General features: G+C 59.5%; 13 protein-coding genes. 9 read left to right on the plus strand and 4 right to left on the minus strand.

Features of this window, described 5'->3' with window-relative positions; translation table 11 throughout:
- The first annotated feature begins 20 nt into the window (after positions 1–20).
- The gene (locus HP556_RS22590; RefSeq protein ID WP_175368610.1) at positions 21–1,259 is read left to right on the plus strand and encodes an MFS transporter; all 1,239 of its coding nucleotides are present in this window, start codon (positions 21–23) and stop codon (positions 1,257–1,259) included.
- Positions 1,260–1,347: 88 nt separating this feature from the next.
- Here the strand turns inward: HP556_RS22590 and HP556_RS22595 are convergent, their stop codons facing one another.
- Entirely contained in the window at positions 1,348–2,571 is a 1,224-nt protein-coding gene (locus HP556_RS22595) for an LON peptidase substrate-binding domain-containing protein (protein ID WP_175368611.1), read from the minus strand.
- A gap of 221 nt (positions 2,572–2,792) precedes the next feature.
- Positions 2,793–4,109, minus strand: a complete 1,317-nt coding sequence (locus HP556_RS22600) for an ActS/PrrB/RegB family redox-sensitive histidine kinase (protein ID WP_089262725.1) — start codon at positions 4,107–4,109, stop codon at positions 2,793–2,795.
- Between the two features lie 109 nt (positions 4,110–4,218).
- Here HP556_RS22600 and HP556_RS22605 point away from each other — a divergent pair, with 109 nt between their 5' ends.
- The 4 genes from HP556_RS22605 to HP556_RS22620 all read left to right on the plus strand — a co-directional run bounded on the left by HP556_RS22605 (position 4,219) and on the right by HP556_RS22620 (position 8,415).
- Entirely contained in the window at positions 4,219–5,013 is a 795-nt protein-coding gene (locus HP556_RS22605; RefSeq protein ID WP_175368612.1) for an ABC transporter ATP-binding protein, read from the plus strand.
- Complete coding sequence (locus tag HP556_RS22610) at positions 5,010–5,825, plus strand: ABC transporter permease (protein ID WP_175368613.1); 816 nt, start codon at positions 5,010–5,012, stop codon at positions 5,823–5,825. The genes HP556_RS22605 and HP556_RS22610 overlap by 4 nt, the downstream gene beginning before the upstream one ends.
- Positions 5,826–5,961: 136 nt before the next feature.
- Positions 5,962–7,287, plus strand: a complete 1,326-nt coding sequence (locus tag HP556_RS22615) for a polyhydroxyalkanoate depolymerase (protein WP_089262721.1) — start codon at positions 5,962–5,964, stop codon at positions 7,285–7,287.
- A 291-nt stretch (positions 7,288–7,578) separates the two neighbouring features.
- Positions 7,579–8,415 carry a M48 family metallopeptidase gene (locus HP556_RS22620; RefSeq protein WP_089262719.1) on the plus strand — a complete coding sequence of 279 codons (837 nt, stop codon included), beginning with the start codon at positions 7,579–7,581 and terminating at the stop codon, positions 8,413–8,415.
- Between the two features lie 53 nt (positions 8,416–8,468).
- Here HP556_RS22620 and HP556_RS22625 read toward each other — a convergent pair whose 3' ends face one another.
- Entirely contained in the window at positions 8,469–10,736 is a 2,268-nt protein-coding gene (locus HP556_RS22625) for a transglycosylase domain-containing protein (protein WP_175368614.1), read from the minus strand.
- 988 nt (positions 10,737–11,724) lie between these two features.
- Between HP556_RS22625 and HP556_RS22630 the strand changes: the two genes are divergently transcribed.
- The 4 genes from HP556_RS22630 to HP556_RS22645 all read left to right on the plus strand — a co-directional run bounded on the left by HP556_RS22630 (position 11,725) and on the right by HP556_RS22645 (position 14,267).
- Complete coding sequence (locus HP556_RS22630; RefSeq protein ID WP_175368615.1) at positions 11,725–12,597, plus strand: ParA family protein; 873 nt, start codon at positions 11,725–11,727, stop codon at positions 12,595–12,597.
- Positions 12,597–13,040 (plus strand): hypothetical protein, encoded by a 444-nt coding sequence (locus HP556_RS22635; protein ID WP_175368616.1) that lies wholly within the window; start codon positions 12,597–12,599, stop codon positions 13,038–13,040. Before HP556_RS22630 ends, HP556_RS22635 begins: the two co-directional genes overlap by 1 nt.
- A 12-nt stretch (positions 13,041–13,052) precedes the next feature.
- Positions 13,053–13,757, plus strand: coding sequence for a hypothetical protein (locus HP556_RS22640; RefSeq protein WP_175368617.1), 705 nt, complete (start codon positions 13,053–13,055; stop codon positions 13,755–13,757).
- A gap of 147 nt (positions 13,758–13,904) precedes the next feature.
- A complete protein-coding gene (locus tag HP556_RS22645) occupies positions 13,905–14,267 on the plus strand; it encodes a hypothetical protein (RefSeq protein ID WP_175368618.1) in 363 nt (120 codons plus the stop codon).
- A gap of 167 nt (positions 14,268–14,434) precedes the next feature.
- Here HP556_RS22645 and HP556_RS22650 read toward each other — a convergent pair whose 3' ends face one another.
- A complete protein-coding gene (locus HP556_RS22650) occupies positions 14,435–15,637 on the minus strand; it encodes an ABC transporter substrate-binding protein (RefSeq protein ID WP_244628701.1) in 1,203 nt (400 codons plus the stop codon).
- Positions 15,638–15,789: the final 152 nt, after the last annotated feature.

A 15,789-nucleotide genomic window follows, 5' to 3' on the forward strand; every position in this document is an offset into this window, starting at 1 on the left:
ACATCCGGGCGGACTTCCCCATGATCGATGCGGCCACCCCAGAGATTCACGATGATGCACGCGCACGTTCCAACGTGATGCGGCTGGCTGCGGCGCAGGCGCTTGGCGGTGCCAATTCGGCGGTCATCTTCGCCACCGGCGCCATCGTCGGTGCAACACTGGCGCCCAGCGTCTCGCTCGCGACGGTGCCGATCTCGGTCTATGTCGTCGGACTTGCCTGCGGGACGCTGCCGGTCGGCATGATCTCCCGCGCCTATGGCCGCCGCGTCGCCTTCATCATCGGCAGTGGCGCCGGTGCGATCTGCGGCCTGCTCGGCGCCATCGCGATCCTGAAAGCATCATTCGCACTGTTCTGCTGCGCGACATTCTTCGGCGGCTTCTACGGTGCTGTCGCGCAATCCTATCGCTTCGCCGCGGCCGATGGCGCCAGCCCGTCCTATCGCCCGAAGGCTGTCTCCTGGGTGATGGCTGGTGGCGTATTCGCCGGCGTGCTTGGCCCGCAGCTCGTGCAATGGACCATGGATATCTGGTCGCCCTATCTGTTTGCTGCGAGCTTCGCGGCGCAGGCGGTGGTTGCCCTGATCGCGATGGCGCTGCTCTCGACCGTGGATGCGCCGAAGCCTGCGCCTGCGGACATGCATGGTGGCCGGCCGTTGCTCGAGATCGTGCGGCAGCCACGCTTCATCGCAGCCGCGATTTGCGGCGTGGTGTCGTATTCGATGATGAATCTCGTGATGACCTCGGCGCCGCTGGCGATGAAGCTTTGCGGGCTGACGCTGAGCGATTCCAATTTCGGCCTGCAGTGGCACATCGTGGCGATGTACGGTCCGAGCTTCTTCACGGGATCGCTGATCGCACGCTTTGGCGCGTCGAAGGTCGTGGCCGCAGGTCTGGCGCTGGAGGCGATCGCCGCGGTGATCGGCATCGCCGGCATCAGCGCGATGCATTTCTGGGTCTGTCTCGTCGTGCTCGGCCTCGGCTGGAATTTCGGCTTCATCGGCGCTTCCGCGCTGGTGCTGGAGACCCATCGGCCCCAGGAGCGCAACAAGGTGCAGGCCTTCAACGACTTCCTGGTGTTCGGCCTGATGGCGGTAGGCTCGTTCTCGTCCGGCCAGTTGCTCGCGAATTACGGCTGGTCGACAGTCAATGCTGTGGTTTTCCCGCCGGTCGTTCTCGGGCTCGTGGCGCTGGTCATGGCCGGTTTCATCAAGCGCCGCGCGGTGCAGCAGGCTGCGGCGTTTCCCGATCCGGCGGTCTAACCAAGGCGCATCACACACTTGCCGGCCGGGCGATCACCATCGCCCAAGCCGGCATTTGTGAACGACACTCTGGGACGTCCGGACGTCGTCAGGCCGTTCCTGTGTTTCCAGTGATCGAGGCAGCAACCAGTTTCTGGGTGATGCCTTGTCCGCTCAGCAGGCGGACAGCCGGACTTCTTGTTTCGGGAAAGATGGCCAGCAGGGTGTTCGACCCTTTCACTTCAGACCAGCCAAGCTCCTGCGCGTGAACCGCAGCACGCTGAGACACACGCACAAATGCTGCCGTCGGCTGGCCATTCTTGCCGGTCTCGATCATCAGATTTTTCAGTTCCTTATCGAGGTAGCGCATCAGGTCGGCTTTCAACGTGCCGAAATCGGCATTGCAATCCCGCAGCACCGCCGCGGCATCGGCGTCATCGACCAGTGCGAGTAACAGGTGCTCCAAGGTTGCATATTGATGACCTCTCTGGTCGGCATATTCGATTGCGCGTCGCCGCGTCGCGTGAAGCGCGGGCGAAAGCGGCAGCGTCGACAGGTCGATAAGGGCATCGGCGCTTTTCAGCCTCTTTACGGGGTCGAGGGTCGCCAGCAGCCTCTGCTTTTCGCTGATCGGCAGGACGATATGCGAGGCGATGACGTCGGCAACCCGTCCGGGGTCGAGGGTTCTCTCCAGTGGCGGCCAAATTAGTGGCACGCGCATGTCGTGAGCCGAAACGTAGCTCTCGAACCGCTTGACTGCCTGCTGGATCAGTTCGGGCTCATCAGGAATAGGACCCTCACTCACGCCTGTAACATCGGCTCTATACGAGCCAGTCTCGCCTACGAAACGCTGAATCACGACGCGTTGACGCCCCTGTGCCAGAACTCTGAGCGTGCCGTCATCAATCCTTTGAATTTCAAGCAACTGGGCGAGAACGCCAATGTCGTAGATGTCCTCGAAGCCAGGTTCGTCAACAGTTTCGTTCTTTTGAATAGCAAGCACGACCTCGCGCTGCCGATCGAAGGCATCTTTCAGAGCGAGTATTGTTTTCTCCCGTCCGACAAAAAGCGGGTAGGTCGCTGTCGGGAATGGAACGAGATCTCTCAGCGGAATGGCCGGGTAGCTTGATATTCCGCTTTGAAGCTTGATAGTCGGCGTTTCTGGCGAAGTTCGACCGACCTGCAACATCGCCGACAAGGTATTCCAGTCAGCGACGCCTAATATTCTCGATATCAGCTCCAGGCTTTCGCTGTGACTGATCGTGACGGCTTTGGTGGTGAGGTTTTCGCGCAGGGTCTGCGCCATAGCCTTTGCATCGCGAAAATCGCGCATCTGTTTCGTCCTTTGCGTGAGCGAACCAGGGGGCATCAGGTGGTTGCGTTGCTGACCCGGTCGCTCGGACAAAGGGTGTCGGCAAAGGAAGTGATACGTTCACCGTCCCGTTCAGGGCGCAACCGGCAGGTCGTATCAACCGAGATAAAATTGGCTCAAAGGCGTCTAGCTGTCAATGAGGTGCAACTGTCGGCTGCGTTCACGCGACAGTGAGACCTGTATCAGTCGACATCGGCCAATTGGTCCGCAGTCTCGAACGCGTCGCGCGGCCACGAGATTTGCACCACCGCGCCGTGATCCGGAAAGACACGATTGCTGAACGTTACCCTGGCGCCGGTGCGCTCCAGCAGCGTGCGCGCGATGAATACGCCGAGGCCGAGGCCGCGATGTTCGCCCTCTTCGGCGGGGCGACGACGCGACAGATAGGGCTCGCCGATCCGCTTCAGCAGGTCCGGTGGAATGCCCGGGCCATCGTCCGAGATCGAGATCACGATACTTTCCGCATTCCACCAAGCGTTCACTTCGACCTGCTCCCGCGCGAAATCGACCGCATTCTCCAGAATGTTGCCGACGCCGTAGAGGATCGCCGGATTGCGCATGCCGGCCGGTTCGGGGGCGTTGGCGACGGCGATACGTATCTTGATGGCAATGCCGAAGTCGCGATGCGGCGCCACGGCTTCCTCGATCAGCTGCGAGAGCGGCATACGGTCGAATGGCGCGCCGCTCGAATTCAGCTGCGTGATCTTGGAAAGAATCTCGCGGCAGCGCTGCGCCTGTTCGCGGACGGTCTTCAGGTCATCGGCAAGTTCCGGGTTGTTGTGGATGTTCTTCTCGAGCTCCCGGGAGATTAGGAAGATGGTCGAGAGCGGCGTTCCCAATTCATGCGCGGCAGCGGCGGCGAGACCGTCGATCTGGGTCAAATGCTGCTCGCGCGTCAGCACCAGTTCGGTGGCGGCAAGCGCATCCGAAAGCTTGCGGGCTTCCTCGGTGACCTGAAACGCATAGAGGCTGGTCACGCCGATGGCGGTCAGGATCGAGAACCAGACACCAAGCAGATAGATCTGTGGCAGCACCAGCGGTTCTGCGGAGTCCCACGGTAGCGGCAGATGAAAGAAGGCCAGTACGGTGGCAGAGGCTGCCGCGAGAACGCCGAGCGCGATGGTGAACCGCGTCGGCAGTGCCGTCGCGGAGATCAGCACCGGTGCCAGAAACAGGAACGAGAACGGATTCTGCAATCCGCCGGTGCAGTAGAGCAGGCCCGCCAGCTCGATGATATTGAGCGCGAGCAGGGCGGCTGCGAAAAGCGGTTCCAGCCGGTGGACCGGATTGAACAGCGTCTGCAGCACGAGGTTGAGGGTCGCCGACAGGCCGATGATCGTCACGCAGGGAATGATGGCGACGTCGTATTCGAGCCCCTGCACCACGACGAAGATCGCAGCCAACTGGCCGAGCGCCGCGAGCCAGCGCAAACGCAGGATCGTGTCGAGGCGAACATAACGGCGCGGCTGGCGAAAGTCGGAGGCGGAAATATCGGTCATATCAGGACATTAGACGCCCCGGGCGATGACCACAAACCCATGCGGGCTGCGGCCACTTGAAGCGCCCAAGCTTGCCTTCGCCGCCACAATGCCGCATGGAACGGCAGCAATGACGATTGAAGACACCAAGTCAGGCCATGCGGCGACGGTTGATCGCAATGCTGCGGCGGCGATCGACGTCGCTCATCTCGTCAAATTCTACAAGACCAACTGCGCCGTGGATGACATCTCGTTCAAGATCGCGCGCGGCAGCATCACCGGTCTCCTGGGCGGCAATGGCGCGGGCAAGACCACCACCATTGCCATGATCATGGGGCTGACGCTGCCGACCTCGGGAAAGGTCTCGGTGCTCGGCTGCGCGATGCCGGCGCAATCAGCCGAAGTGCTTGGCCGGATGAATTTTGAAAGCCCCTACGTCGACATGCCGATGCGGCTCACGGTCCGGCAGAACCTCACCGTGTTCGGAAAGCTCTATGCCGTGTCTGACCTCAAGGGCCGCATCGCGCAACTGGCCGAAGACCTCGATCTCACCGATTTTCTCGACCGCGCCAGCGGCAAGCTCTCTGCAGGCCAGAAAACGCGCGTCGCGCTGGCCAAGGCGTTGATCAATGCGCCGGAGCTGTTGCTGCTCGATGAGCCGACGGCCTCGCTCGACCCGGATACGGCCGACTGGATCAGGCGGCATATCGAGACCTATCGCAGGAGCAACAACGCCACGATCCTCTTGGCCTCGCACAACATGCTGGAAGTCGAGCGGCTATGCGACCGCGTCATCATCATGAAGAAGGGCCGCATCGAGGACGACGACAGTCCGGAGCAGATATTGCTGCGCTATAACCGCACGACTCTGGAAGAGGTATTTCTCGACGTCGCGCGCGGTCGCGACCGGGAGCAGGCGCCATGAGCCTCGTAGAGCGGTCACACGGCATCGCCATGCATCGCATCAATGCGATGGTGCTGCGCTACTGGTATCTGTTGGTGTCGTCGTGGCCGCGCATGCTGGAGCTGGTCTATTGGCCGGCGCTGCAGATCATCACCTGGGGATTCCTGCAGAATTACATCTCGCAGAACGCCGGGTTCTTCGCCCAGGCCGGCGGCACGCTGATCGGCGCAGTGATCCTGTGGGACATCCTGTTTCGCGGCCAGCTTGGTTTGTCCATCTCCTTCCTCGAGGAAATGTGGGCGCGCAATCTCGGTAACCTGATGATGAGCCCGCTGAAGCCGATCGAGTTTCTGATCTCGCTGATGATCATGAGCCTGATCCGCCTCGCCATCGGCGTCATCCCGATGGTGATTCTCGCAATGTTCTTCAAATTCAACCTGTTCGCGCTCGGCCTGCCGCTGATCGCGTTCTTCTGCAACCTGATCTTCACCAGTTGGTCGCTCGGTATCTTTGTGTCGGGTCTGGTGCTGCGCAACGGCCTCGGCGCCGAGAGCATTGTCTGGACGCTGATGTTCGGGCTGATGCCGCTGGCCTGCGTCTACTATCCAGTCTCGGTGCTGCCGACGTGGCTGCAATATGTCGCCTGGGCCTTGCCACCGACCTATGTGTTCGAGGGCATGCGGGCGCTGCTGTTCGATCACACCTTCCGCGCCGACCTGATGTTGACTGCGCTGGCCATCAACGTCGTGCTGTTTATTGTTTCATTCGCGATATTTCTTGGGCTTTTGAACAGCGCCAGGCGCGCCGGAACGCTGATCTCCGGCGGCGAATAAGACCATTTATCAAGGGATAACCGCCGTTTTTACCGCCAATGGCCTGAAAGCCATGCGTGCGGCGCATTGACGCTTTCTTACGCAGACACCAGTATATAGTGCAGCGCAAAAGTAGACGCTCAACGAGTGAGGACAGATGCCGATAGGTGAATTTGGCAGGCCGCCAGCCCTGCCGTCCGAGACGAGCCCGGCTCTGACCACCCCGATGTACTGGATGTATGAGATGGCCTACGCGTCGCTCAATCCGGCGCGCGCGATGACAGACGCTACCAGGATGCTGTTTCAGAATCCGCTGAATCCGTTCTCGCAGACTGAGTTCGGCAAGTCGGTGACGGCGGGCTGCGAATTGTTCGAACGCACCACGCGCCGCTACGGCAAGCCGGAATGGGGCCTGCACGATACCGACGTGAATGGTGTGCGGACGCCGATCGAAATCCGTTCGGTGTGGGAAAAGCCGTTCTGCCGTCTTCTCTATTTCGATCGCAAACATCCGCGTCCGCTGCGCGCACCGCAGCCGCGCGTGTTGATCGTGGCGCCGATGTCCGGCCATTATGCGACATTGCTGCGTGGTACCGTCGAGGCCTTCCTGCCGACCCATGAGGTCTACATCACCGACTGGTCGGATGCGCGTCAGGTACCTCTGGCCGCGGGCCGCTTCGATCTCGAAGACTACATCGACTATGTGATCGAGATGTTCCACGTGCTCGGCGGCAACGTCCATGTTCTCGCCGTCTGTCAGCCCGCCGTGCCGGTGCTTGCTGCGGTGTCGGTGATGGAAGCCGAGAACGATCCCTATGTGCCCCTGTCGATGACGCTGATGGGCGGCCCGATCGATACGCGCCGCAATCCGACCGCTGTGAACAATCTCGCTGCCGAAAAGGGCATGGATTGGTTCCGCAACAACGTGATCACCAAGGTGCCGTTTCCGCATCCAGGTATCATGCGCGACGTCTATCCAGGCTTTTTGCAGCTCAGCGGCTTCATCAGCATGAATCGCGACCGCCACGTGGAAGCACACAAGAAGCTGTTCGAGAACCTGGTGAAGGGCGATGGCGATCTCGTGGACAAGCATCGCGAATTCTACGACGAATATCTGGCGGTGATGGATCTGACTGCAGAGTATTACCTGCAGACCGTCGATACCGTGTTCGTCAAACATGCGCTACCGAAGGGCGAGATGACCCATCGCGGCAAGCCTGTTGATCCGTCGAAGGTCGTCAATGTTGCGCTGATGACCGTCGAAGGCGAGAACGACGATATTTCCGGCCTCGGTCAGACCGAAGCGACGCATATGTTGTGCAGTTCGATCCCCGATGAGCGTCGTGTGCATTACGTTCAGAAGGGCGTTGGACACTACGGCGTGTTCAATGGATCGCGATTCAAATCTGAAATCGTGCCGCGCGTGTCTGACTTCATGCTGAGCGCAGCAAGCGCGCGCCATCGCGCCGCTGCTGCGGAGTGATTCAACACGCGCACATGCGGTGACGATGCATCGTCATCGCATGTGCGCGATCACCATCGATGAATCGAAAACAACATCGTTGAAATGCGCGATGATCGCGTGTGAGTTGCGATGGCGCGCTTTCTAAGCCCTTGAAAATAGGCATGGAAACCGGATTTTCCGCCTATTTCTAGCAGCGGTGCGCGATTCACTCTTAGATTCCGAAATTCAACGTTCTTTTGAATCCAGATTCCTGTTCCGGACCCCATCCGGTAGGGGACAAATCGCCTTTTGACCCCGTATATTGGGCAAATGATTTGTTTTTGCGCCGAGCAATTTCCGTGGCGGCGGTTATGGCAGAATCCGGTCGATCTACTGACGACCGGGACTACTGACATGGCCTTCCGCGCACTTCTCTACCGCCGCCCCACCGAACCAGACACGCTTGCCGTCAAACACGGCTCCCAGATCTTCGCCATACGCCTGCGCAGGCACCGCCGTGCGACGCGTTATACGCTGCGCATTCATCCGAGCGAGCGCGAAGCGATCCTGACCATGCCGCCGCGTGGGTCATTGGCCGATGCGAAGGACTTCGCACAGCGTCATGGCGCCTGGATCGCGGCGCGTCTTGGCCGTTTGCCGAAGGCAGCACCATTCGAACACGGCACAACAGTTCCGTTGCGGGGAACTCCGCATAGAATCGTGCATCGGGCAGGGCGGGGGACGGTGTGGACCGAGACCCGCGACAACGGCGAGAAAATCATCTGCGTCGCCGGCGATGTCGAGCATATCGACCGACGTATCCACGATTTCCTCAAGCGCGAAGCCAAGGCCGATCTCGTCAAGGCATCGAACCGCTATGCGGCGCAGCTGAACGTCAAGGTGAAGCGGATCTCGATCCGCGATCAGTCGAGCCGCTGGGGGTCGTGCACCACCGAGGGCTCGCTGTCGTTCTCCTGGCGTCTGATCCTCGCGCCGCCCTTCGTGCTGGATTATCTCGCGGCCCATGAAGTCGGGCATCTCGTCGAGATGAACCATTCGGTGAAGTTCTGGCGCGTGGTCGGGCGCATCTGCCCGGCGACCGAACGCGCCAAGGCCTGGCTCGATACCCATGGCAACGACCTGCATCGCTTCGGCGTGCAGGATTGAGCTCTTGGTCCCGGCCGCGGTGCTGTGCATCGCGTGTCCGGGACGCTCGCTCACTATCTCCCGAACAGTCTCTCCGTCAGCCAGCCATCCAATCCGCTCGCGGCTTCCGGCCGCACGTTCTGTTGTGGCTGCTGGCGCGCGGCGGGGTAGTTGGTCTGGGTCGGCGCCGGTGGCTGCGGGCGATAGCCGTTATAAACGGGGGCGCTTGGCACATAGCCGCGTTCCGGTGGCGCTGATGGCGACGGTGCGTTCGATCCGGGCAGCAGGCTCGACAGGGCCTGGCCGATCGGATTGGTGCTGAACGAATTCGACGGCGCCAGGCCCGGCACCGGCTGCGGCTGCAGGCCCTGATGCGCCGTCTTCATGAAGCGCGACCAGATCTCCACCGGCAACCCGCCGCCGGTCGCCTTCTTGGTCGGCGAATTGTCGTCATTGCCGAGCCAGACGCCGGTCACGAGTTGCGAGGTGTATCCGATGAACCAGGCGTCGCGGAAATCCTGGCTGGTGCCGGTCTTGCCCGCGGCCTGCCAGCCCGGCAGTTCGGCCTTCTTGGCGCTGCCGGACAGGATGGTCTGCTGCATCATCGTGTTCATCATCGCCACGGCGCGGCCATCGATCACCTGGCTCGCGGTCTCCGCCGGCCGCGTATACAGCGTCTTCTTGCCTTCCACCGTGCGGATGCGGTTCACCACATGGGGCGACACGGCGAGGCCGCCATTGGCGAAGGGCGCATAGGCGCCGACCAGTTCGGTCATCGACACTTCCGACGTGCCGAGCGCGATCGAGGCATTGGCCTCGAGCTTGGAGGCGATGCCCAGCCGATGCGCGGTGCGCACCACAGAGGCGGGGCCGACCTCGATGCCGAGCCGCACGGCCACCGTGTTCAGCGACATCGACAGCGCCTGGGTCAGCGTCACCGAGCCGAAATATTCGTGGGTGTAGTTCTCCGGCTTCCAGCCCTTGATGTCGATCGGCGCATCGGTGCGGATCGTCTCCGGCGTCAGCCCCGCCTCGATGGCGGTGAGATAGACGAACGGCTTGAAGCTTGATCCCGGCTGGCGCTTCGCGGTGACCGCGCGGTTGAACTGGCTTTCGCTGTAATTCCGGCCGCCGACCATGGCGCGGACCGAGCCGTCCGGCGTCATCGCCACCAGCGCGCCCTGGGTCACGTTGAACTTCACGCTCTTGGCGGCCAGTTCGTCGATGATGGCGGCTTCTGCCACGCTCTGCAGCTTGGGATCGATGGTGGTCTCGACAATGATGCTCTCGTCGACCTGGCCGACCAAATCATCGAGTACTTCGCCGATCCAGTCGGCCACATAATTCACCGTGCCGGCGCCGACCGGCTTGACGTTGTATTGCGGCACGCCGGTCGCGCCCTTGGCCTGCGCGGCCGTGATGAATTCCGCGTCCTGCATCGCCGTCAGCACCACCTTGGCGCGCGCTTCCGCGCCTTCCGGATTGCGGTTCGGTGCCAGCCGCGACGGCGACTTCACGAGCCCCGCCAGCATCGCCGCTTCCGCCACCGTGACGTTCTTCGCCGGCTTGCCGAAATATTTCTGCGCCGCAGCTTCCACGCCGTAAGCGCCGGAACCGAAATAGACCCGGTTGAGATACAGTTCCAGGATCTCGGCCTTGGAATGCTTGCGCTCCAGCCAGAACGCCAGCTCCACTTCCTGCAGCTTGCGCGCCATGGTGCGCTCCTGTGTCAGGAACAGGTTCTTGGCGAGCTGCTGCGTCAGCGTCGAGCCGCCCTGCGACACGCCGCGATGCATCAGGTTGGTGGCTGCCGCGCGCGCGATGCCGATCGGGTCGACGCCGTAATGCGAATAGAACCGCCGGTCCTCGATGGCGATGAAGGCCTTCGGCAGATAGGGCGGCAGATCCTTCAGCGACACATTGGCGCCGGCCTGTTCGCCGCGCGTCGCCAGCACCGTGCCGTCCATGCCGACGATCTGGATCGTCGGCGGGCGCTTGGGAATTTCCAGCGACTGGATCGGCGGCAGATGCGCGCCGACATAGATCACGACGCCGACAATGGCGATCGCCGCCCACAGGCCGAGCACCGCGCCCCAGTAGAACAGCCGCTTGACGCCCTTGCCGAAACCGCCGCTGCGCGCCTTGCTCGAAGTTCTGGATTTGCGCGGCTTGTCGCCGCCACTATTGGACTCGCGTTTCGGCGCCTGTTTGGGAGTCTTCTTGGGCCGATCATCGCCGCCGCCGGGCACGCGATCATCCGCCGTGAGGCGCAGATCGGACAGCGCCGCGCCGATCCCGAAGGTCGGCTCCTTGCGCCCGCTCTTTTTCTTGCCCCACGCCATACGCAAACACCACGCCACCCGATACCGCGGAGCCTAGCCGCCGCGGTTTAAGGGGCGGTTACGCAGAAGTTAACGTAAGGGAAACGCGGTTCCATTCTCACCTCTCCCCGCGCTTTGCGGGGAGAGGTCGAAAGCTTCGCGCAGCGAAGGTTTCGGGTGAGGGGCCATGCACGATGCGCAACAGATGCGCGGTCTTCGCGGGTCGTTCTGTACGAAGAGCGTTGCCGATCCGAGAGTGATCCCTCGCGGAGACCTTGTGCCACGCCCCTCACCCGGAGTCGTCGCTTCGCGCCGTCTCCGACCTCTCCCCGCAAAGAGCGGGGCGAGGTTAAGAGGACCCGCCTCGCACGGTCACGCACCGTTTCAACTGTCAAACAGCCACGTTCTGAAAAAGGGAAATCTCATCACCGCCCACGCGCCGTCCGTATCGCGCTCGTGGCGCAAAGCGGGTGGATCGGTTTTCCCCCTCGACAAATGAGGGGGATGACGCGCCGAAAGGCGCAACTTGGTCGTTCTCGCGTGTCGCTCCGGCCTTGCGAAGGCCCTTGCGATCCGCGCATCGCCTTTCGGCGCGCCATCGCGGCTTTTCTGTTCGAGGGACCGTGCTTCCGGGTATTGGGCAGGACTAATGAAAGTCCTTCGTTCCGGACAGGCTTTCGCCTGCCTTCACCCGCACCCGTCCAGCCGTTTCCGGCAGAGCCCCGTAGTGGGCCCGGACGGTGACCCCCGACCTCCCGAGTGCGTGCTTGCGAGGCACGTCCGCAGGCGCCGCATCCCAACTCCACTTCGAAAGCGCCCTCGAGAAGCGCCCCTCGTGAGTAGGACGAAGAGGAATATAGTCTAGCTTGCTTGGCTTTCAACCTTAAGATGGATAAATCCGACTCTCATGGTAACAGGTTGTAATCGCCCTTTCGCTGTATGTGAGAGTTGGTGCAACTTGAATAGACGCGCAGGTTTAGCGCAAAGAAACATTTTTGATGGGGGAAATATGGGAAGCGTAATCACAATAATGAACATGAAAGGAGGAGTAGGAAAAACGACTATTGCTGCTCACCTTGCTGGAATTTTAGCGCGTTATGCAATGGGAGGTAAGCCAAGAAAAGTTCTCGTAATAGATTATGATCCTCAGTTTAATCTTTCGCAGGCTTTCCTCCCAGCGAAAATATACTTCGCTCTAGAGAAAGCCAGAAAAACGACGTTGTCGATCTTGCTTGATGATGACGTAAATCTGAATCCGTACCAATTACAGGTTTCGGGAAATCACACCCCTCCCAGTGTTGGAAGTATAGTAACGCGGGTGTTTGGGACGCACGGAAACAAAAGCTTCCTAGATATTTTACCGTCAACTTTGGATCTCATGTACGTTGCTCTCGGCCAAGGGGCTGCGCAGACCGCGCCCTTCGAGGAACGTTTTGAAAAATTTATCGACGAGGCGAAGTCGATATATGACGTAGTCCTTATTGATTGTCACCCAGCTGGGTCGCTCTTTACAAAGACTTCCTTGAGGAACTCAGATCACGTGGTAATTCCGGTCGTGCCCCAGCAGTACGCACTACGTGGAATTGGTCTGATGTTGAATTTCATTAAGTCTAAGAAAACAGGTGCGAGTTCGACAACGCCTCATATTCTATTCAATCTTACTTCGAGAGTAAAAATCTCAGCTCAGGAAACAGCTATTCGGGCAAACGCTGAGTTTTCGGATCTCTGCATGGTCAACACGCTGAAGAAGTACAAGGGGCTATCTGAGCCAGAAGGTGGGAAGGGATTTGTTTGGTCGAGCAAAAAGCCCTACAGCACCGAGGCGTTTACGAATCTTCTGAAGATTGGCCGAGAGCTTTTGGAGCGGACTGGAGTGAAATGATGAATACGAAAGCGCGTCAACGAACGATTCGAAACTTTATAGCCTCTATGCTGATGTCGGATTTGAATCGATCAGAATTGCGCCAAGTTGCGGATGATCTTCAGCACGGTGAACTGGCGTTTGAGCTCGCTACATTGGTGAGAGAGGCTTCCGAAATGCTCAAAGAATCTCCGGCCGATCTGCGGCCCGATAGGACACTTGCGCGTCTCAAGGATAATATACTTGAAATGGTCACCAAGCAGAAAATTACAAGAAAGAATTTAGGTGACGTCATCCTGCTCGCCGCACCGAGATTGAAAAAACTTGTCGCGGTGGCATCAACTACAAGGGGGCTTCTCAATAAATTCCTGGATGCCGCAAATGAGCAGGAGATAGCGCGTCTCGGGAATATCCTGAATGGAGAATTCCAGGATGCGTATCTAAAAGGTATCGTTGGCCGTTAGTGGAAAGCAATCATGCCTATTGCTAAGTTAAGTGCAGCGTTAACTGCGGTCGATTGGGCTGGCAATGTGGCTTCGTTTTTGGGGCAGTCGCAAGCTAAGGATCTGGCCGAAGCCAATCTCCGAATGGCTATTTGGGCAAAGCAACTAGAGACAGTGGACAAGGGGAATCCTGCTCTGTGCTTCGTTCGAGAGATGCAAATTGAAGGCCAGTATGTGGCGACGCTCATCGCGCTTTCTTTGTACAAGCCTGCTGCAAGTTCGATGAGGGCGATGTTGGAGACGGCATTGTACTATACATTTTTTCGTACTCATCTTTCTGAGCTTGAGACGTTAGTCCGAGACGATGATTACTATATAAGTAAAAAATACATCTTGGAGTATCATAAGAAGCATACCCCTGACTTCTCTACGTTTCAGAATAAGCTTGGTGTGGTAGATCGCCTTGATAAATGGTACAGTAAGGTTTCAGCCGTTATACATGGCCAGATACCGGGGGCTTGGGTTGAGCACAAGTCGCTTGCCGAAATAGCGCCTATAGCCGCTACTCAAAATCTAGTTGTAGATGCCTTCAAAGAAGGCGAAGAATTGGTCCATAGGTTTTTTCTATGCACCGTAGCGCAAACTCATTGGCACTCGTTCTCAACTACAGCAAAGCAAAAGTTTCTGCATGGCCTTACTGGTGAGGTTAAGACCCTCCTTGATTTGGATGCGGCTTGAAAGGAACGCGCTGATTTGAGTGACACGCCCAGCCCTCTTGATCTCGATCTCGCCTTATTCCTTTCACGGCGCTGCCGCTTCCTCATCAGACCTTCCGCACACTTCCCCGCTATTACTTCGCTCCTTCCCAACCGGAAAGGACCAACCATGCGCATTATGACAGCGACGGCCCTCGCGGCAGTTCTCTCGCTCGGCACGCCGGGTTTCGTGCTCGCACAGGGAGCCGCGACCCAGGCCGAAAAAGCGCCGGCCAAATCCGGCGAGCGGACCAGTGCTAAGATTTCCAGCATACAGGTGGTGGATGTGAAGCAATTGCCGGAGGCGGTGAAGAAGCAGGTCGAGGAGGTCGTGTCGAAATCCAGCGAGGAGGATCTGAAGGCGCTGCGCGCCTCGATCGATGCCTCGCCGGCGGCCGCCAATGCGCTCAAGGAAAAGGGCATCAGTTCGGCGCAGGTGGTGGCGATCAATATCGCCGATGGTGTGCTGACGATGTTCGCGAAGACGGCGTAGGATCGCGATGCGGTGTTTGCGCCAGACGCCTCTGCCACACGCACCAAACTTTCGTCATGGCCGGGCTTGTCCCGGCCATCCACGTCTTATGTGCGCTGTGCCCAAGATGTGGATGCCCGGCACAAGGCCGGGCATGACGGCGTTTCTGATACTTATGACGGCGTGTGCTAACCCGCCGAGTCATCCTCGATGATCGGGCCGAACAGTTCCCAGCGCTCGCCGTTGAAGCGCTGCATCTGCAACTGCTTGTTGACGCGGTAGTCGGTAGGTGAGGTGGAGAGGCTCATGCCGGGCAGGCCGAGATCGGTCTTGAAGCCCGAAATGCTGCTGGCCTGCTTCATCACATTGGCGCGGGTGAGATCGTCGCCGCAGCGCTTCAGCACTTCCACCATCAGCTGGGCATTTCCGTAGCCATAGGTGTTGAAGTTCGAGTTCTTGTCGCCGTCGGGATAATATTTGTCCATGAAGGCCATGTAGCGCTTCATGCCCTCGTCGTCCTTCCACTGCGGGTCCAGCGGGTCCTTGCCGTAATTGGTCGAGATGAGGCCCTTGGAATTGTCGAGCCCCGCAGGCACCAGCACGGCGCCGACCGATGTCGCATTGATGTCGACGATGTGGACCGGCTTCCAGCCGAGATCAGCGACCTTCTTGATCGCCTGGGCGGCGAATTTCGGCGTCGAGGCGTTGAACAGCAGGTCGGCGCCAGAGGACTTCAGCTTGACGATCTGCGAGTCGATGGTCGGGTCGGCCAGTTCATAGGACGCCTCCGAGACGATCATCGACGCGGCCTTGTCGCCGAGTCCGGCTTTCATGCCGGTGAGATAGTCGCGTCCGAGATCGTCATTCTGCCAGAGGATCGCGATCTTGGCGGTCGGATGGTTCTTCAGGATGTATTTGGCGTAGATCCGGCCTTCGGTCTGGTAGTTGGGATTGTAGCCCATGGTCCAGGGGAAGTTCTTCGGATCGGTGAAGCGCGTGGCGCCGGTGGCGGCGAACAGTTGCGGCACCTGCTTCTGGTTCAGATATTTCTGCACGCCTGCATTGGACGGCGTGCCGATGATCTGGAAGGTCAGCAGGACTTCATCGGACTCCACCAGTTTGCGCACCTGTTCCACGGCCTTGGGCGGCGAATAGGCGTCGTCATACTGGATCAGGTTGATCTTGCGGCCGTTGACGCCGCCCTGGTCGTTGACCATCTTGAAATAAGCGAGCTGCGTCTTGGCGATCGACGAATAGGCCGAAGCGGGGCCTGAGAACGGCACGGTCTGGCCGATCTTGATCTCGGTGTCGGTGGCGCCGGGATCGTATTTCTTCTGCGCGGATGCCGGATTGATAGCGGCGGATGTGGCCGTGAGCGCAATCGCCGCCATCCCGAAGAATTTGGCCGATGTGGCGAAGCGATGAAGAAGCGAAGTTCTCATGTCGTTGCCTCCCTGATGATATGTCACTCGACAGTCGTTCCCGTGCGGGCGCCGTCGTTATCGGGGAGTGTGAGGCAAGGATTTCGCGTTGGCAAGGCGAG

Source organism: Tardiphaga robiniae, from assembly GCF_013359755.1.
Classification (GTDB): domain Bacteria; phylum Pseudomonadota; class Alphaproteobacteria; order Rhizobiales; family Xanthobacteraceae; genus Tardiphaga; species Tardiphaga robiniae.